General features: G+C 63.3%; 14 protein-coding genes. 3 read left to right on the top strand and 11 right to left on the bottom strand.

What is annotated here, in order from left to right; translation table 11 throughout:
* Positions 1-13: 13 nt before the first annotated feature.
* From purD to NITMOv2_RS09425, 5 genes are all read right to left on the bottom strand, one after another.
* Entirely contained in the window at positions 14-1,288 is a 1,275-nt protein-coding gene (gene purD / locus NITMOv2_RS09445; protein ID WP_053379630.1) for a phosphoribosylamine--glycine ligase, read from the bottom strand.
* A 147-nt stretch (positions 1,289-1,435) separates the two neighbouring features.
* Positions 1,436-2,989, bottom strand: coding sequence for a bifunctional phosphoribosylaminoimidazolecarboxamide formyltransferase/IMP cyclohydrolase (gene purH, locus NITMOv2_RS09440; protein WP_053379629.1), 1,554 nt, complete (start codon positions 2,987-2,989; stop codon positions 1,436-1,438).
* 344 nt (positions 2,990-3,333) lie between these two features.
* The gene (locus NITMOv2_RS09435) at positions 3,334-3,495 is read right to left on the bottom strand and encodes a hypothetical protein (protein WP_202967344.1); all 162 of its coding nucleotides are present in this window, start codon (positions 3,493-3,495) and stop codon (positions 3,334-3,336) included.
* Between the two features lie 332 nt (positions 3,496-3,827).
* The gene (locus tag NITMOv2_RS09430) at positions 3,828-4,403 is read right to left on the bottom strand and encodes a hypothetical protein (RefSeq protein ID WP_053379628.1); all 576 of its coding nucleotides are present in this window, start codon (positions 4,401-4,403) and stop codon (positions 3,828-3,830) included.
* 196 nt (positions 4,404-4,599) lie between these two features.
* Positions 4,600-7,866: a sacsin N-terminal ATP-binding-like domain-containing protein gene (locus NITMOv2_RS09425; protein WP_053379627.1), complete on the bottom strand. Its 3,267-nt coding sequence runs from the start codon at positions 7,864-7,866 to the stop codon at positions 4,600-4,602.
* Positions 7,867-8,221: 355 nt separating this feature from the next.
* Between NITMOv2_RS09425 and dnaE the strand changes: the two genes are divergently transcribed.
* Positions 8,222-11,683, top strand: a complete 3,462-nt coding sequence (gene dnaE / locus NITMOv2_RS09420) for a DNA polymerase III subunit alpha (protein ID WP_053379626.1) — start codon at positions 8,222-8,224, stop codon at positions 11,681-11,683.
* 60 nt (positions 11,684-11,743) lie between these two features.
* Positions 11,744-12,709, top strand: coding sequence for an acetyl-CoA carboxylase carboxyltransferase subunit alpha (locus tag NITMOv2_RS09415; RefSeq protein ID WP_053379625.1), 966 nt, complete (start codon positions 11,744-11,746; stop codon positions 12,707-12,709).
* 50 nt (positions 12,710-12,759) lie between these two features.
* Here the strand turns inward: NITMOv2_RS09415 and NITMOv2_RS09410 are convergent, their stop codons facing one another.
* Positions 12,760-13,395: a ferritin-like domain-containing protein gene (locus NITMOv2_RS09410; RefSeq protein ID WP_145976256.1), complete on the bottom strand. Its 636-nt coding sequence runs from the start codon at positions 13,393-13,395 to the stop codon at positions 12,760-12,762.
* 197 nt (positions 13,396-13,592) lie between these two features.
* On the opposite strand from NITMOv2_RS09410, the gene NITMOv2_RS09405 reads away from it, so the two are divergent.
* Positions 13,593-14,282, top strand: a complete 690-nt coding sequence (locus NITMOv2_RS09405) for a hypothetical protein (protein ID WP_053379623.1) — start codon at positions 13,593-13,595, stop codon at positions 14,280-14,282.
* 21 nt (positions 14,283-14,303) lie between these two features.
* On the opposite strand, the gene NITMOv2_RS09400 is transcribed toward NITMOv2_RS09405, so the two are convergent.
* From NITMOv2_RS09400 to NITMOv2_RS09380, 5 genes are read right to left on the bottom strand one after another with little or no spacing between them, the layout of a single operon-like run.
* A complete protein-coding gene (locus tag NITMOv2_RS09400) occupies positions 14,304-15,929 on the bottom strand; it encodes a Na+/H+ antiporter (protein ID WP_053379622.1) in 1,626 nt (541 codons plus the stop codon).
* A 37-nt stretch (positions 15,930-15,966) separates the two neighbouring features.
* Positions 15,967-16,521 carry an RBBP9/YdeN family alpha/beta hydrolase gene (locus tag NITMOv2_RS09395; protein WP_053379621.1) on the bottom strand — a complete coding sequence of 185 codons (555 nt, stop codon included), beginning with the start codon at positions 16,519-16,521 and terminating at the stop codon, positions 15,967-15,969.
* Positions 16,518-17,762: a TIGR03862 family flavoprotein gene (locus NITMOv2_RS09390; RefSeq protein WP_053379620.1), complete on the bottom strand. Its 1,245-nt coding sequence runs from the start codon at positions 17,760-17,762 to the stop codon at positions 16,518-16,520. The genes NITMOv2_RS09395 and NITMOv2_RS09390 overlap by 4 nt, the downstream gene beginning before the upstream one ends.
* Positions 17,759-18,181, bottom strand: a complete 423-nt coding sequence (locus NITMOv2_RS09385; protein ID WP_053379619.1) for a hypothetical protein — start codon at positions 18,179-18,181, stop codon at positions 17,759-17,761. The genes NITMOv2_RS09390 and NITMOv2_RS09385 overlap by 4 nt, the downstream gene beginning before the upstream one ends.
* Positions 18,178-18,657 (bottom strand): GNAT family N-acetyltransferase, encoded by a 480-nt coding sequence (locus NITMOv2_RS09380; RefSeq protein WP_053379618.1) that lies wholly within the window; start codon positions 18,655-18,657, stop codon positions 18,178-18,180. Before NITMOv2_RS09380 ends, NITMOv2_RS09385 begins: the two co-directional genes overlap by 4 nt.
* Positions 18,658-18,662: the final 5 nt, after the last annotated feature.

Raw genomic sequence — 18,662 nt, 5'->3', positions numbered from 1 at the left:
CGCGGACGCGCGGCTAGCGTGCAGAACCCAGGGCGCGGGCCCCGATGTCCGTGCGGTAATGACCGCCCGCGAACGAAATGGACTGGACCACGCGATAGGCTTCGCGCCGTGCGTCCGCGAGCGTCGCCCCCCGGCCGAGCACGCCCAAAACACGCCCGCCGGCGGTGACAATCTCCTGTCCGGTACGCGCTGTACCCGCATGAAAGACCATCGTCGAAGCGGACCCGGCTGACGGCAAGCCGTGGATCGGAAGGCCCTGCGCATAGGCCCCCGGATACCCACCGGACGTCATGACGACACACACCGCGGTGTCCGCGTGCCAGGCGACGGATAGTTGATCGAGCCGATGTTCGACGACCGCTTCGAGGACGTCGAGCAGATCCGTCTTGAGCAGCGGCAGCACCACCTGGGTTTCGGGATCGCCCAGGCGCGCGTTGAACTCCAAAACATAGGGGAGGCCCTTCACGACCATCAGCCCCGCATAGAGGACGCCTTGAAAGGGCGAGCCGAGCCGCACCATCGTATCGACGATCGGTTGCAGAACGTCGCGCGTGACCTGCTCGCGCAAGGCCGGCGTCCCGAGCGGCGCAGGACAGTAGGCGCCCATCCCGCCCGTGTTCAACCCCGTATCGCCGTCCCCCACCCGCTTATGGTCCTGCGCCGGGAGCATCGGCACGACGGTCCGGCCGTCGGTGAAGGCCATGATCGTCAGCTCTTCGCCGTCGAGAAACTCTTCGATCAACACCTGTTTCCCGGCCTGGCCGAACACCGCCTTTTCCATCGCATCGACGATCGCCTGGCGCGCCGCGTCCCGCGTGGTCGCGATGATGACGCCTTTGCCCTGCGCCAAGCCGTCCGCCTTGATGACGACCGGCAGCTCATGCCGCTCCACATACGCCAACGCCTCCGCCGCCTTCTCGAAACTCTGGGCGCGTGCCGTGCGGATCTTCGCCTGTGCCATCACGGCCTTGGAGAAAATTTTGCTCGCTTCGAGCCGCGCCGCATTCTTCGTCGGGCCGAAAATTTTGAGCTTGGCTTTGCGGAATTCGTCGGCGATGCCGAGCGCCAGCGGCGCCTCGGGGCCGACCACGGTGAGATCGATGCCCTCCTGCACGACAAAGGCCTTCAGTCCCGCGATGTCGTCGGCTGTGATCGGCACACAGGTCGCAAGCGCGGCGATCCCCGCATTCCCCGGCGCGCAGAACAACTGCGGCTTGCGCGGGCTCTGCGCAAGCTTCCACACGATCGTGTGCTCCCGCCCTCCGCCGCCAACGACCAGAATCTTCATTGAAGGCAAACTCATTGCAGACACGGCTTCTCAAAATGATCATCCTGCAAGGCCGCAGGCGAGTCAAAACCGCAGGCGTACCCTCTGGGGTACGTTGAGGATTTTGGCGAGCCGAGAACGCCGCAGGGGATCATTTTCAGAAGCCGATTAGTGCCGGAAGTGGCGCATCCCGGTAAGAACCATCGCCAGCCCATGCTCGTCGGCCGCTTTGATCACCTCGGCGTCGCGGATCGAGCCGCCCGGCTGGATCACCGCGGTGATGCCCACCTGCGCCGCAGCGTCGAGGCCGTCGCGGAAGGGGAAGAAGGCGTCCGACGCCATCACGCAGCCCTTGATTGGCATCTGGGCTTTCATCGCCGCGAGCTTCACCGAATCCACCCGGCTCATCTGCCCGGCGCCGATGCCGACGGTCTGACCCGGCTTGGCATAGATGATCGCGTTGGACTTCACGTGTTTGCAGACCTTCCAGGCGAACGCGCAGGCGGCGTATTCCTCATCGGTCGGCTTGCGGACGGTCGGGACTTGCAGCGCCCGCAAATCGGTGAGCGTCCCGAGATCGCGATCCTGCACGATCAGGCCGCCGACGAGCTTCTTGAGATCATACCCTTCCTGTTTCACCTTCGTGAGCGGCCCCACGTCGAGCAGCCGCAAATCTTTCTTCCGTTTCAACTCGGCCAGGGCATCGTCAGCGAACCCAGGCGCAATGACCACTTCGACGAACGTCGAGGTGATTTCCTTCGCCGCCGCCAGATCCACGGGCCGGTTGAACGCGATCACGCCGCCGAACGCCGAGACCGGATCCGTCTCGCGTGCCTTCACATAGGCTTCGACCGGCGTCCCGCCGAGCGCCACACCGCAGGGATTGTTGTGCTTGATGATCGCTACGGCGCACTCGTCGTACTCCTTGGCCAATTCGAGCGCGCTGTTGGCGTCGAGGAAGTTGTTGTACGACATGGCTTTGCCATGGAGGATCTTCCCCCGCGACACCGACGGCTCGTTGGAATTCAGCTCACGGTAGAAGGCGCCTTGCTGGTGGGGATTCTCCCCGTACCGGAGTATCTCCGCCAGTTCGAACTGTAGAGACAGCACCTTCGGGAACTTCACCTCGCCGCCCTGGACCTGCTTTTCCAGATAGCCGGCGATCACGCTGTCGTAGCGCGCCGTATGCTGGAAGACCTTCATGGCGAGTTCCCGGCGCAGCGAACGGGTCACGGTGTTACCCTTCAGGGCGTCGAGCACACGGCCATAGTCGGCCGGATCGACCAGCACCAGCACGTCTTCGTGATTCTTCGCGGCCGAGCGAAGCATGGACGGGCCGCCGATGTCGATGTTCTCGATCGCGTCGTCGAAATGGCAGTTGGGTTTGGCGATCGTCGCTTCGAAGGGATAGAGATTCACCACGACCACGTCGATGGGGCCGATATTGTGCTGCTGCATCTGCTCCACATGCGCCGGGACCGAGCGGCGGCCCAACAACCCGCCATGGATTTTCGGGTGTAGCGTCTTCACGCGGCCGTCGAGAATCTCCGGCGAGCCCGTATAGGCGGCGACATCCGTGACCTTCACGCCGGCCTCGCGCAACGCTTTGGCCGTGCCGCCGGTGGACAAAATTTCCGCGCCCAGGGCTTCCAGGCCCTTCGCGATTTCCACGACTCCCGTTTTATCCGAAACGCTGATCAACGCCCGCTTGATGCTGGCCATGGCACACTCCTTTATCTCGCCCATCTAATGGTGGTTCGCCGGTCGGAAGGTGTCGGAGAATAGCAAATGGATGGGGCAAGTTCAAGGCGAGGCAGATAACTACTAAACACTCCAGTCGCTCCGGTCATGGCTCACACCATCTCTTAGCCCAAGTACTCTCCGAGTGAGGCAATCCCGAGTTCAGAAGCCTCGATGCGCTCCTGCACGCGCTAGGATTCCGCTTGGCGGTGACAGCGAGCCGGTAGGCGGGAAGGCCGTCAGACCGCTTGGCCGGCTCGCTTTTCGTTTTGAATGACGACGCTGGGATTGGGACTTAGGGGCGGAATGGGGTAGCCCCTTTTCCCTCAGAAGAGCCAGGTGCTCTTCCATCCCCCAGCGTGCCTGGTACAGGCAACCTTCATGGAGTGGCCGATCCCGCTGAAGCCCTCAAGATCTGTGGAGAAAAACCCAAAGAAGGTAGGGTCGTCCGTCGCTTCGATGACGAGCGAGTACTTGAGGTTGAGCATATTACTCCTCTCGATGCTTGAGCCCGGCCGCCCTTAGAATAGAGTAACAGGTTCCAGTCGGCACTTCCTTCGAACCAGGCCGGAAAAAGAGGCCGGAAAAAGGCGCCAGGTACCATTTTCCGCGGCTTATTAAGAGCCGGCCCGAGACCTTTCGAACTCGCTGCATTCTCCATCATGCCAGATTTGGCTCGTCCTGCCTTGCGCCATCAGCTCTAGAAATGGTTCTTAACAGCTCCCGACACCTTTTCTTACCCCCTTCTCCTCCCTCGCCGTTGCTCGTGAACGCGTCTCAAAACGACGGATCCGGCGCCCTGTCAATGACGGCCCCGCCTTCACGCTCCGAATTCTTGAGTGACGATAGTTTGCCATGTTGCTGTGGCTTTGGCTTGGAGATCAGGAGACTCTCTGAGGGCAAACAGGTATGCACTCAACAGATTTTGGAGGTCATTGAGGAAGTGTTCGAGCCCGAAGTCGAGTTTGTTGCCATCGACGATTTGGTAGTGCTGATGGGCCGGTAATTCAGGAATCCCCCAATGGAGAAGGTATGAGTATTCCCGGCCGGTTACCCGGTCGCGCAATCGACGCGGTCTAGAGGTATGCATCAACGTGTGACGCCACAGCTGAATGGCAACGGCGTCGGCCGTTGGGTCTCGCGGGAGGAATCTTCTGAGGAATGCGCGCATCCGAGCGGTCTGTTTCTTCGTCACATTTCCGTCCCAGAGCTGCGAATAGAGATCAAGTCGTGCAAACCCGGCCATCACATACCCCCACAAGGTGACAGGAAAGTGATGAGAACTAACTTGCCAGCTTGGCCGAACGATCGTTGCATTCACGACGCGCACTTCCTCCTGGAATTGGACCAGGTCGTCTTGCAGGTGATTCGCGATGTCTGACAGAGTGGCAGCCATAACTTGAGCCAAGATGCCCCCGTTCTAACTATCTATTCTTACTTCACTGTTATTTGAATATCAGAGAAATTGGTTCTTCCCATTCCCAGGTTGTGCTTCGAAGTCTTTGTCTTGAAGTTCAATCGCGCTCCTCAACAACGCAGGCAGTCGCCGTCGTTCCGCTGCATGCTGGTCTTATGCGGCACTTGGATAGTGGTCACGCAGTCCCCACCTCGAATGTCGACGCCACCCACTCGCGGATCGAACAACCCTTCCCCCAAACATCAGGACGTACGGCATATCGGAGGGCATTCTCATTGCGCAGAGCCACAGCGTTGGTTCGTGCTTCCGCCACAAGCTCCCACGTCCCCTGCACTAGCACGCCGACTTGGGGAACGAGACGTGCAATCGAAAGCACATCGTTGATCGACCACGGCATATCGAGTCGTTCTTCGGGAATTCCTCTGAGATCGACGACGCACAAGACGTATCGTTCGGCCCGTTGCGAGGCGATCTCGGCCTGCTTGGGTGTCAGTTTCGCGTCGCCCTGAGTTGTGGCCTTCACCTCGATGAAATACGAGCCGACCTCGAGCCTGCTTGCCGCATCATCGAGATCTGCACACGAGACATCAAAGTCGTAGCCGACGTCGACGATCTTCACGGTCAAGTTCTGCGCCTCAAGGGCAAGCTTGATCGCGGCCTGAACCTCGAGGCCGAGCTTTTGGCAGCGCACGACATCCTGCGCCCGCTTCTTCTTCACTTCGAACTCTGCCTCCACTTCGGCCAGCATCTCTGGATTGGCACCGGCGAGTTCCACGATTCGTGCTAGGCGGTCGCGAAGCTCTTGCCGACTCTCGTCATCAGGGGCAGCAAGAAGTTGCAGATCGAGGGCGTCGAATCCGAAAAAGCGACCCAGCAATTCGAGGGCGGCAGCGTTGCCACGAAGCCACCTAGGGTCGAGGAGAGATCTCAATGACTCAGGCGTCGGCATCACCTGGCTTGTCTTGCCCTCGTCGCTACGCACGGGAACCCACGCTCTTGCCCGAAGGTCCGCCAGCCAAAGAGCTCCTCTGACCGTGATAGGAACGTCGGCACCTGAGCGTCGGCCTGTTACGATGCGCGTCTCCCGCCAAGAGGTGTCAGCCGAAGTCATGTAGCATAGGGCAAGCCCCAACAGCGAGGCAGCTTCTTCTCGGTCCTGGCAGCGAGGGATCAGCTCGTGAAGGAGTGCGATCTGCGAGAATTCCTCACCATGTACATGGATGCCGTCTGTGTCCTGACCATCGGTCGCTAGGCACCGGAGCCGATCGTCCTTGATGGGGTCGGCCGGAGCCATTTTGATGAACGGCTCGCGAAACGCGATGCCCCAAGCAACGAGCGCTGTGACGACGTTTGTCCCGACGTACTCTGCTGCGAGCACCCGGTCGGACGGATATGCGGCCACGAATGCCCGGGCCCGCTCGTCCCAAGTTTCCGCGGGGGAGATCATCTTTCGCTGAGCCGATGTACGAGCAAACGTCCCGTCACGAGCCAGCAGCGGCACGCGAGCAGCCAATGAGATGGCCGTATCTCCCTTCTGTGCGAGGTAGTCGAGAAGCCGGATGCTAGCGAGGATGAGCGCGCGGTTTGAGTCGGAGAGTCGGTCGGTCTTGGGGAACCGCTTCTCAAGCTGGCGGACACACTCGTCGAGAACGTTGTCTTCCGTCATCGCAATAGGCACGGCGGACTTCAACACGCTCTCGACATGCTCGAGTGACTGCTCAAGCGCTATGTCGAGGATCGCTAGATCGACCAGCCGCGATCGGACTCCACACCCCAGGGCTTCGGCAATCTCCTTTAAGGAGTCGGGTATACCGTCGTCGCGCTTAAGGTCCTTTAGTCGAACGAGCGTACCGTTCTGGTTGGGAATCATCCGCTCCACGAGATCGGCGTTAACGCCACGCCCAGCCCAGCACTCACCAACAACGTCCAGGAAACCCGCCAGCCATGTCCGCTTGTCACAGCGGACGCGTAGGTCGTCCACCTGCTCGGCGTCAGCACGCACATTTTTCGCGAGGGCTACGAGCCCGACCTGGTTCACAGGGACGCCAAGCGCTTGCCATCCAGAAGCGATGGTCGCCCACGAGTCAGCGAGCGCAGCAACAGGTGGGTATAGTTCCTCGGCGTCATTAACGAGGGGCCACAACCGGCTCATGGTCGTGGCGTCGGTGTGCGGATCGACGAAGTCCGCGTACCATCCGCTGTCCGCCCCCTTGACCGACACGCCGAGGCCGTTCCTTGTCAGCACGAGCGGTAGCCGAGCCAGCTCACTTCCGAGGAAAGCCATCTCGCTCGTCAGCCAGTTCGTCTCCTGCTCGTCCTCCTTGTCGGCGAACGATGATGGGGAAGGTGCTGCACGAGCGAGCCAGTGTCGGTCCTCCCAGCCTTCTTCGTAGGCGAGACAGACGAGCGGCACGACTGCGCTTACCGCTGAGTGAAAAACCCGCCTCACCTTCTCGTTGTCCAAGAGAATGCGGCGGCGCTCCTGATCGAGGTCGAACAGCGCATTCAGAACCGCGTTGATGGGCAAAAACGTCGAAGAGCGGATCGGGTACCGACAGAACACGCGTGGGAAGTCGTGGCCAGGTACCTGTAGTTGCCAGCGGCCCTCGACACGAAGGAGAACTGCGATTGCAGCCTGGCTCGGAGATAAGGCTGCGGCCACTCGAACGGCACGGTATTCGGCTACCCGATCATCGTGCCGAAAGAAAAGAAGGCGTTCCTGCACCAGCGCGTCATTCACGATCCTCGAGGTCAGCGGTTCTGCCTCCCAAGTTTCCGGGAGGCCGCCTTCGGTTTCGAAGATCACGCTGCTCAGCCGTTCGCAGGTCGCGAACAGGTACGGGACAGTTGCGCGAAACGAGGTCATGCCGAGATGGAGAGCAGAGGCGTCGTCGGTAGTGTACGTGAAGCTGGCGGATGGAACCCCATCGGCGGCTGGTAACGGGCTGGCGGATCGAATCGCTGCATCGCAGATAGCCATGTTGGCCACGATCGACTCCTCATCACCAGCGCGATCGAGCGTGAGCAAGAAGTCTTCGAGACCCTCGCCTGTTGTGAGGATCCCAGAGACCGTTGTCCGAGGAGCGAGCACATGGGTCACCAGAAAGCCGGTGCCGAAGCGTCCGGTAGTGTGCTCGGACTCAAACTCCTTGCTGGAGCCCCCCGAGAGGAGCGCCGCTAGGTCCTTCAGCGTGAAAAACGCGCCATCGTGCTGGAAGACGAATGTTTCGCCGCTCTGACGCAGCCGTACTGACACTCGATCACAACCTGGTCGTGGCCCGGCATCAAGTGCGTTCTGCAAGAGTTCGAACGGCCAACGGACTCCGGCGTCGTGCCGGCTGCCACGGGCGTCGTTAATTTTGGACCGGATGTGGCGAGCCTCGTTGCGGACAAGCTGGTCTTCACGAGCTTCGCGGTAGGCAGTTAGCGCCTTGTCACTCATCCTTGGCTTACCTCGGGCAGGATTTTGTGTGGCCCTCTGGGGAACTTGAAGTTCCTATAGAAGTTCCTATAGTTGTTGCGAAGCTGGCTCTGGCCACTCGGCCGTCAGCGGTCGGTGTGGACCGGACCCACTTCTTTTTCTTCCTGATTCAATTTCTTCATGTTGATCCTCGCAGCGCCATGATAGCGGAGCGTGTGCCTTGTGTCATCAGCATCATGGCTCATACGGCGGCGCAGAGAGCCCGCGATCAAGCGAGGAGTGTTCCTGGAATGCCGATTTGACTTCCCCTCCCCTCGCCACTAAAATCCCGCCGACCTTCCGTGTCACCTTTCAGGACTTAGAGGACCACCTGCCCGTGGCGTCATCCTTCGTCCATCTGCATCTCCACACGCAGTTCAGCCTGTTGGACGGCGCGAATCAGATCGAGCCGCTCGTCCAACAAGTGAAAGCCTACGGGCAGCCGGCGGTGGCCATGACGGACCATGGCAACATGTTCGGGGCGGTGGAGTTCTACCGGAAGGCGAAAGAGGCGGGCGTCAAACCGATCATCGGGTGCGAAGCCTACATGGCGCTCGGCAGCCGCCTGGCGAAGAAGGACAGCGGGCTCGCGCACAACGATTACTACCATCTGATCCTGCTCGCCCGGAATCTGACCGGGTATCAAAACCTCATCAAGCTCGTCAGTAAAGCCTACCTTGAAGGCTTCTACTATAAGCCTCGGATGGACAAGGAGATTCTCAAGGAGCACCACGACGGGTTGATCGCCCTCTCCGGCTGCCTGAGCGGCGAGATTCCGTATCTCATCGGCCAAAAAGACATGGCCGGCGCGATGGCCGTGGCGGGGGAGTTTCAGGAGATCTTCGGAAAAGATCATTTCTATCTCGAAGTCCAGGCCAACGGGCTGGACCACCAGCGGGTGGCGAACGCGGGGTTGATGGAGATCCATAAGAAACTCGGCATCCCGCTCGCCGGCACGAACGACTGCCATTATCTGAACAAGGAAGATAGCCGGCCCCACGAATTGATGTTGTGCCTGCAGACCGGCAAGACCCTGAGCGATCCCAACCGGATGAAGTTCGATACGGATCAGCTCTACGTGAAATCGACGGAAGAAATCGCGCCGGCGTTCGCCGAATTCCCCGGCGCCGTGAGCAACACCTGCCGCATCGCGGATCACTGCGAGCTGGAGCTGACGCTCAACAAGACCCATCTTCCCCAATACAAAGTACCGGAGGGCTATACCCGCGAGTCGTACGTCGAACATCTCGCGATCGCCGGCTTGAAGGAACGGCTGAAGGAGCGGCCGAGCAAGGTGCCGTCCGCCGTGTACGAGCAGCGGCTGCGGGAAGAGCTGATGGTGATCTGCTCGATGGGATTCGCGGGCTACTTCCTCATCGTGTGGGACATCATCCGCTTCGCCCGCTTGCGCGGCATTCCGGTGGGACCGGGCCGCGGCTCCGCCGCCGGAAGCCTCGTCGCCTACGCGCTCCGCATCACCGACCTCGATCCGCTCGTCTACACCCTGCTCTTCGAGCGCTTTCTGAATCCCGAGCGCGTGTCGCTGCCGGATATCGACATGGACTTCTGCATGGACCGCCGCGGCGAAGTCATCAATTACGTCGTCGAGAAATACGGCTCCGACCACGTGGCGCAGATCATCACGTTCGGGACGCTCGGCGCGAAGGCCGCCATCCGCGACGTGGGCCGCGTGCTCGAAATCCCCTATGCCGAGTGCGACAAGGTCGCCAAGCTGGTCCCCAATCAGTTGAACATCACGCTCCAGCAGGCGCTCGAGCAGGAGCCGAAGCTCCGCGAGCTGGTCGAAACCGACACCAAGATCGCCGAGCTGATGAAGGTGGCGCAGTCGCTCGAAGGCCTGGCCCGGCACGCCTCCACCCATGCGGCCGGCGTCGTGATCTCGGAAGGGCCGCTGACCGATCACGTGCCGCTCTACAAGGGGGCCAACGACGAAATCGTCACGCAATACACGATGGGCGACGTCGAGAAGATCGGCCTCGTGAAGTTCGACTTTTTGGGTTTGAAAACGCTTACGATGATCAAGCGGGCCGTCGACCTCATCAACGCCGGCGACCCCGACCGCCCCCCGTTGATCATCGAGGAAATTCCATTCGACGACGCGAAGACGTTTCAGCTCTTGTCGTCCGGCAAGACGACCGGGCTGTTCCAGCTCGAAAGCTCCGGCATGCGGGATCTGCTCACCGGCCTGAAACCAGACCGGTTCGAGGACATCATCGCCATCATCGCGCTCTATCGCCCCGGTCCGATGGACCTGATCCCCGACTTCATCAAGCGGAAGCAGGGCAAGGTGCCGATCACCTACGAGACGCCCGAGCTGGAGCCGATCCTGAAGGACACCTACGGCGTGATCGTCTATCAGGAACAGGTGATGGCGATCGCCAACAAGGTGGCGGGCTTTTCGCTCGGCCAAGCCGACATTCTCCGCCGCGCGATGGGCAAGAAAAAGCCGGAGGAGATGGAAAAGCTCCGCGTGAAGTTCTTGGACGGCGCGAAGCAGAACAAGATTCCCGAGAAGAAGGCCGAGAAGCTCTACGAGCTGATCCAAAAATTCGCCGGCTACGGGTTCAACAAGTCCCACGCCGCGGCCTACGCGGTGGTCTGCTACCACACGGCCTATCTCAAGGCCCACTACCCCACCGAGTTCATGGCGGCGCTCATGACGAGCGACATGGGCAACACCGACAAGATCGTCGGCTACTTCACCGAGTGCCGCGACCTCGGCATCAAAGTGCTCGGGCCCGACGTCAATGCCAGCCAGAAGAACTTCGCCGTCGCCGACGGCGCGATCCGCTTCGGCCTGGCCGCCATCAAGAACGTCGGCGAAGGCGCGGTGGAATCCGTGTTGGCCGTGCGCAGCGAGAGCGGGCCGTTCACCTCGTTCTTCGACTTCTGCCGGCGGGTGGACCTGCACAAAGTGAACAAGCGCATGCTGGAAGGCCTGATCAAAGCCGGCGCGTTCGACTCGACCGGCGCGAAGCGGGCGCAGCTCATGGCCGTGCTCGATCAGGCCGTGGAGGCCGGCGCGGCCGCCCAGCACGAGCGCGATTGCGGCCAAACGAGCATTTTCGGTGATGCGATGGCCGGGCATGAGACCCCGGCGCACGCCGCGACGCCGCCGCTGCCGGCCATCCCCGAGTGGGACCAGGCCCAACGGCTGAAGTACGAGCGCGAGCTGACGGGCTTCTACATCACCGCCCATCCGCTGGCGCGCTACGAGGCGACGATCCAGGCCCTCTCGACGGCGACGACGGCGGGCCTCGCCGAGCTGTCCGACGGCAAAGAGGTGAAGATCTGCGGCATCATCGCCACCGTGAAATCGATGCTGACCAAGAAAGGCGACCGGATGGCCTATCTGACCGTGGAGGACCTGCAAGGCACGGTCGAAGTGATCGCCTTTCCGGACCTCTTCAAATCCGCCGGCGACCTGATCGCGCCGGAGCGCCTCGTGCGTATCACCGGCACCATCGATCGCGGCGACAAGGGGACGAAGCTGCGGGGCGCCAAGATCGAACCGCTGGCCGACGTGCAGACCCAGTCGATCAAGCGCGTCCGGATCTGCTTGACCGATCGTCCGGAGGTCCGGGAGCAGTTGCCCAAGCTGCTCGACATCTTCAAGCGCCACCCGGGCACCAGCACCATTTCCATGACGTTCCGGACCGACGGCGCGCTGGAGGCCGACACGGCGCCGCTGCCTCACCTGGCCGTCAGCGCCAGCGAGCATTTCGTGGCGGATGTTGAAGAAGTGCTAGGCAAAGGCTCCCTATCTTTGCTATCTTAGCCGGGTATTTGATGCGGCTCATCCGGCCCTCACGGCGCCACCCTTCACCACACGAGGTCTATGCGCGACTATTTGGAATTTGAAAAGCCGATTCGCGAGATCGAAGAAAAAATCGAGAAGCTCTCGGCCGCCGGGTCCGGCAAATCCTCCGCGCAAGACGACATCCGCAAGCTTCGTACGAAGCTCGCGCAGACCGAGCACGAGCTCTATCAAAGTCTGACACCCTGGCAGCGCACGCAGCTCGCCCGCCATCCGCAGCGCCCGAGCACGCTCGATTACATCCATGAGCTCACCCGCGGCTTCCTCGAATTTCACGGCGACCGGGCCTTCGCCGACGACCGCGCCATCGTCGGGGGATTCGCCCGGTTCAACGACCGCACCGTCATGATCATCGGGCATCAGAAGGGCAAGACGTTGAAAGAACGGATGCAGCGGAACTTCGGCATGCCGAATCCGGAGGGCTATCGGAAGGCGCTGCGCCTGATGAAGATGGCGGAAAAGTTCAATCGGCCGATCGTCACCTTCATCGATACGCCGGGCGCCTATCCCGGCATCGGTGCCGAGGAGCGCGGGCAGGCCGAGGCGATCGCGCGCAATCTGTTGGTCATGTCCCGTCTGACGGTTCCGATCATTTCCGTGGTGATCGGCGAAGGCGGCAGCGGCGGCGCGCTGGCGCTCGGCGTTTCCGACCGCGTGCTCATGCTGGAGCATGCCGTCTATTCGGTGATCTCTCCGGAAGGCTGCGCCGCCATTCTCTGGGACGATCCCGCCAAAGTGCCGGACGCCGCCTCGTCCTTAAAAATGACGGCGAAGGATCTCCTTGAATTGGGCGTGATCGACGAGATCATCCCGGAGCCCCTCGGCGGCGCGCACCGGGATCCGAAGGCCGTGTCCGACCGGGTCGCCAAGGCGCTCACGAATCATCTCTTCTCTCTGATGGACTTGCCGCCCGACCGCCTCCTCGCCGAACGAGACCGCAAGTACCGCGCGATCGGAGCGGTCGAAGGGCTCGCCGCTCTAGGCTAGGACAATCTCGCGAGAACCATTCCTCCGCTTCGGCCTCCCCTCACCCCTTCTTACGAAGGAGGGGAAAGACCTGCCGCTATTCTTCGCTGGTCAGCCTCAAGCAGTCCTGCTCCGGCGAATCGACGGCCGATCGCGGCGAGCATGTCCGCGGCAAGCCGGTCTTTGAAGGGACGCAGCGAGTCGCCGTCGAGATACCGGTCGACCGTCCCCGGCAGTTTCCGCCACCAGGCGCGGGCGGAGAGCCTCGCCTGCTCGGCGGGACCTCCGCCGCCGGTGAGAAGCTTCCGGACTTCGCGCTCGAAAAAATCCACGTGCGTTTCTTCGTCCGCGAGAATCGATGCCAGGTCGGGTCGCACGGTCGCCAACAGGTGGGCGAACTCCAGGCCGAGCGCTTCATACCCGTAGAGTTGGACCGCGAGCGCCGGCCATTGGCGGGGCACGGCCGGCAGACGTTCGCGTTCATGCGACCGGTGGCCGAGGAGGGTTTCGAATTGCCGGAGATGGTCCCGCTCGTCTTCCTCGTGCTGTCGCAAAAAGACCTGCACGTTGGCCGGCACGGCTTGCAGTTGCGCCGACCGCACCGCCCAGAGCGCCATGGCTTCGGCCTTCAGAAACCGCTCGAGCAAGGCCGGCTCGCAGTCCGGCGTGAGGCGCATCGTCCTGTCGCGCGCAGAGGTAGGTCTCATAGGCAAGCGGTATCCTACGTGAGGCCCGCACGAAAACCAAGGGATCGCCGCTCAGAGACCGTCCAGCCGCGACGAAATTCAGCGCATCAGTTGTCAGAACGCTTCGCTTTTGAGACACTACGTACAGCTACTCACCCGGCCGGCCGATGCTTCGGGCACCACGGAGTCACGCCGGTCCAGCACGAGGTCAGATCCCCATGAAGAGCCTTGCCGTCTTCGCCTGCGCCAGCGCGATGTGCGCCACCGCCTGCGTCAGCCAACAGACGTACGACAACACGAGAGCGGAGGCGGATGAGACCAGGCAGATCCTTGAGAGCGAACGAGCCGAGCTGCGTGAGATGGAGCAACAGATTGCGTCGCTCCAGGCCCTGAACCGGACGGCCGATGCGGTGACCACCGAGACCCGCGCGGCGATCCAGCGCGAGATGGACGCCGCGGCCCTCTACCGGCAGCGGGCGGATGACAAGCTGGCGGCGCTGCAGACGCAGCTGGCCTATCTGGTGAACCAGAACCGTGCGCTCGGGCGTGAGCTGGCCGACGCGAAACAGGAAGGCGCATCGTTGCAAGGCTCGGTGGCACAGTATAAACGGGAACTGGACGAGTTCCGCTTGGCCCCGCTCCCGGCTCGGTCCATGCCTTCGACTTCTTCGTCCCAGCTCGCTCCACCCCCCTCTCCGTCACCCTCCCCTGCACCGATCCCCGCGCCCATCGTCGCGTCGCCGGCGGCCCCCGCCGCGCCGCCGCAACAAGCCCAAGCCGGTTCCTCTCCTCCGGTGAAGCCGATCGCGCCGCGCCCGACCAAAGCGGAGCCGGCCGAGACCGAGGAGTCGTGGACCGGCATGATCAAGGGTTGGGTCACGACGATCTGGGAGTGGATCTTCGGATGACGGGCGTGATCGGGCAGTCTCTTATCCGGACGGCGCCGGCCGCTCACTCCGCCGTTCGCCGATCCCCGCCCGCAGAGCCTCGACGTCCAGCTCGTGCTCGAGGCGATGCAGCACCTCGTCGCTGATCCTGCCGTCGTTGCGCAGGGCGATCACCGCCCTCCGTTCGGCTGACAGCGTTTCATGCCGGAGCCGCCGGAACGCCAGGCCGGCTTCCGTCGAACAGTCCTCGTCCACCGTGCCGTTCCCGGCGAAGCGCTCGACGCGTCGGCCGTAATAGGCGCGTAAGCGATCGGCCTGGTCGGCGCGCAGCCAGTCTTCTCCCGCCAGCGCATCCAGACGGCTGAGCGCCGCGGTCGCCGCCTGTTCGCGGGCGAGCCGTTCCTCTTCTTCGGGCGCGCGGTCGTCTTCCAGATGAGGCAGCAGGCGGATCAACGGCGGCAGAGACAGCCCTTGTCCGACCAGCGTGATCAGAATCACGCCAAAGCTGATCAGCACGATTTCCGCTCGGAAGGGAAACGGCGCGCCGGCGGCCGTCATCACCGGCAAGGCCATCGCCCCCGCCAAGGTCACGATGCCGCGCATCCCGGTCCATGAGGTCAGAAAGATATGCGACCAGGGAGGCAGCGGATCGCGCCGGCGCACCGACGCGCTGAGCCACCGGGGCAAGACGGCCGCCAGCGGCACCCACAGCAGCCGCACGCCGATCGCGGTGGCGCTGATCAACGCCCCGGCGGCGAGCAGCGGCTGAAATTGCCCGGCGGGAATCTGCTGGCGCAGGGAGCCGAGCTGGAGCCCGATCAGAATGAAAATCACGCCGTTGAGCAGGAACACCACCACGTCCCACACGGCCCGCGCTTGTATGCGGGTCGCCGGCGACACGGCGCTGCTGAAATGCCGCCGCAGGTGCAGGCCGCCCGCCACGCAGGCCAGCACCGCCGACGCATGGACCAGCTCGCCGGCCACCCAGGCAATGTAGGGGGCCAGGAGCGTGATCCCGATCTGCGTAAAGCTGTCCTCGGTCGCGCACAGCGTCCAGCGCGTGATCAGCGCCACGCCGAGGCCGATCGCGACGCCGACGAGCGCCGCAAACACGAACTCGAGCAACGCGCCGCTCCAGCTGAAGGCGCCGGTCACCGCCGCGCCGACCGCGGCCCGATAGAGGACGAGCGCCGTCGCATCGTTCACAAGGCTCTCGCCTTCGAGGATCGTCACGACCCGGCGGGGAATGCCGAGACGTCTGCCGATGGCCGTCGCGGACACCGCGTCGGGCGGCGACACGATGGCGCCCAGCGCGATCGCTTCGGCCCACCCCATGCCGGGCAACACCGCATGCGCCACGGCGGCCACTCCGGCGGTGGTCGCCAGCACCAAGCCGACTGCGAGCAACGAGATCGGACGGAGGTTCTGCCGAAATTCGCGCAGCGACGTGAAGTAGGCGGCGGCCCACAGGATCGGCGGGAGAAACACCAAGAAGACCAGGTCGGGATGCAACATGACCGTGGGCAAGCCGGGCACGAGGCCCAGCGCCAGGCCGCCGACGACCAGCAGGATCGGATAGGCGACGCCGAGGCGTTGCGACATCGTCGTGAGGGCGAAGACCGCCGCCAGCAGCAGGATGATGATCTCGAGCTGATGCAGATTTTCCATGGACCCTCCGATCGTGCCGCCCGCGCGGGGAAGACAGTCAAGAAGGCGCCGGGGCGGCTCGTTGCGTCAGGCGGCTCAGCAGCGCCCAACCCTCCGGCCATGCGCCATGGCCGCTGGCCACGTTGATGTGCCCGGCCTCGCCGATGTCGATGAACTCGCTGCCCCACGCCTTCGCGCATCGGCGCGCGTGTCCGCTCGATCCGAAGGGATCGTTGCGGCTCGCGACGACGAGGCTCGCGCACGGCAGGCGATCGAGCGGCAGCGGCTCGAAGCCTTCCGCCCCGGCCGGAAAATGGGGACTGCGCGGATCGGGGACGGCCGCTAAAAACATGGCGCGGACGCGCCGCGGCGCTCGCCCGGCCCAATGGACGACGGTGAGGCAGCCGAGGCTGTGTGCGATGAGCAGCGGCGGACCAGCGCAGGCGGCGACGGCGGCGTCCAGCGCCTGCACCCAGGCGTCGCACCGGGGCCGATCCCAGTCCCGCTGTTCGACCCGTTGCCATCCAGGGTGCCGGGCTTGCCAGAGCGTTTGCCAATGGCGCGGTCCGGAGTCGCCGATACCCGGCACGATGAGCACGGGGCTCTCCGTCATCGACGCACCGCCCGCCCTTTCGCCTGCTCCTTCAGCCACGCCACGGCCCCGGCACCGGCCGCGCGGCCGGTCGCGAAACAGGCCGTGAGCAGATAGCCGCCCGTCGGCGCTTCCCAATCCAACATCTCGCCGGCGCAAAAGACGCCGGGCAGCGCGCGAATCATCAACCGATCGTCGAGCGCTGCGAACGAAATTCCTCCCGCCGTGCTGATCGCCTCGTCCACCGGCCGTGGAGAGACGACGCTGATCGGCAAGGATTTGATCGCGGCGGCCAGCTGCTCCGGATGCAGGAAGGCTTCTTTCGGCACGGCTTCGCGCAGCAGGCCCGCCTTCACGCCCGCGATCCCGGCCCGGCGTTCGAGATGCGTGGCCAGTGTCCGCTTCCCGCGCGGCTGCGAGAGATCCGCGATGAGTCGGGTGACATCCCGATCGGGTGAGAGATCCAGCCATATTGTCGCGCAGCCCGTGGACATCACGGCGTCTCTGAGATGAGCCGATACGGCATAGATCACCCCGCCTTCGAGACCGTGCTCGGTCACGACGAATTCCCCCCGCCGCCGCAGCACCTCCCCGCTCACCGTCTTCACGATCACGCCGACGCTCTTGACCGGCTGGCCGGCGAATTTCATGCGGAAGTGGTCCGTCCACCGTACGTCGAATCCGCAGTTCGCAGGAAGCAACGGCGCGATCGGCACGCCGCGGCCGGCGAGGATCGGCACCCATGCGGCGTCGGACCCCAACCGCGGCCAACTCGCGCCGCCCAACGCCAGAATGACCGCATCGGCATCGATGCTCTGCGGGCCGTCCGGCGTCTCGAAGCGGAGCAGCCCTTCATCATGCCAGCCGGTCCACCGATGGCGGACATGCAGGCGCAGACCGGTCCGGCGCAAGCGGCGGAGCCACGCGCGCAGGAGCGGCGCCGATTTCATGTCGGCAGGAAACACGCGCCCGGACGTGCCGACGAACGTCTCCGCGCCCAAGCCGCGGGCCCACTGCCGCAGCGCCTCCGGAGCGAATCCCGCGAGGAACGGCGCGAGCTGCGGGCGGCGATCGCCATAGCGCGCGAGAAACGGTTCGAGCGGTTCCGAATGCGTGAGATTTAAGCCGCCTTTCCCGGCCAAGAGGAATTTTCGCCCGACCGACGCCATCGCATCGTAGAGGTCCACCTGCGCGCCGCCTTCGACGGCCGCTTCCGCCGCCATCAACCCGGCCGGTCCTCCCCCGATGATCGCGATCTTCAGCGGCTACCTCTCGGCATGACGGCGAGATACCACTTGGGCCTCATGCGGCCGAAGTCCCGCCGCACATGGCTCTTCAACGCCCGCTTGCTGTCCAACACGTATCGCCGTCCGTCTTCTCGCACATAGACGACCCAGTGCCAAGCGGCCCGCGTCCCCTGGCGATGCCATTTGATCGCGAGCAGCGCGCAGCCCGGCAGCGTGTCCCATGAACGAAACGGCCTCGGTACAGAGTCGACACGTCGTCCCAATTGCCCCAGCAGCTGTCGCACATACGCGGTGTCCGACCAGAGCCTGTCGTCGTCGATGGAAATTCCCAGCGCAGCCGCGGCTGCCTTTGCGCGGCCGTAGGAAATCCCGGCGATGGCGGCGGCGCTCGCGATTCCACAGCCGGTTCGATCGAGTTGCACGACCGGCTTCATGTCACCGTGACTTTCATCTTACGGCCTCCGGAGACGGTGAACCCATGGCGTGTGTAGAACTCATACGTCCGATCGAACTGGGGCAGCGGCGGGGTCGTCACTTCGATCCTGGTCCATCGCCGCGCCTTCGCGACTCGTTTCGCTTCGTGTATCAATGCCGCCCCGACTCCCTGTGATCGAAAGGCACGGCGCACAAACAATTCTGACATCGTCCCGAACGCCCCTTCCGCATAGAGCGCATACCCCTCGTAAAAAGCCATGAACCCGACGATCTGCCGAGACTCCGAATCGCGGGCCAGCCATACCAACGATGAACCATCCGCCATCCAGGTCCTTGCCCGTCGTTCCGTTGCGACGGGATCAAAGCCGAAGACCGGTTCACCGATGGCCGTCATGATCTCGCCCAGCAGCTCGCCGACCATCTTGGTGATGACCGGCGCATCGTCCGCCTGCGCCTGATGGATGTCGATTCGCATGGGAG

The sequence above is a fragment of the Nitrospira moscoviensis genome (assembly GCF_001273775.1).
GTDB classification, from domain to species: Bacteria; Nitrospirota; Nitrospiria; order Nitrospirales; family Nitrospiraceae; genus Nitrospira_D; species Nitrospira_D moscoviensis.
Note: the sequence above shows the minus strand (reverse complement) of the source record. Positions and strands in the feature narration are given on the sequence as shown.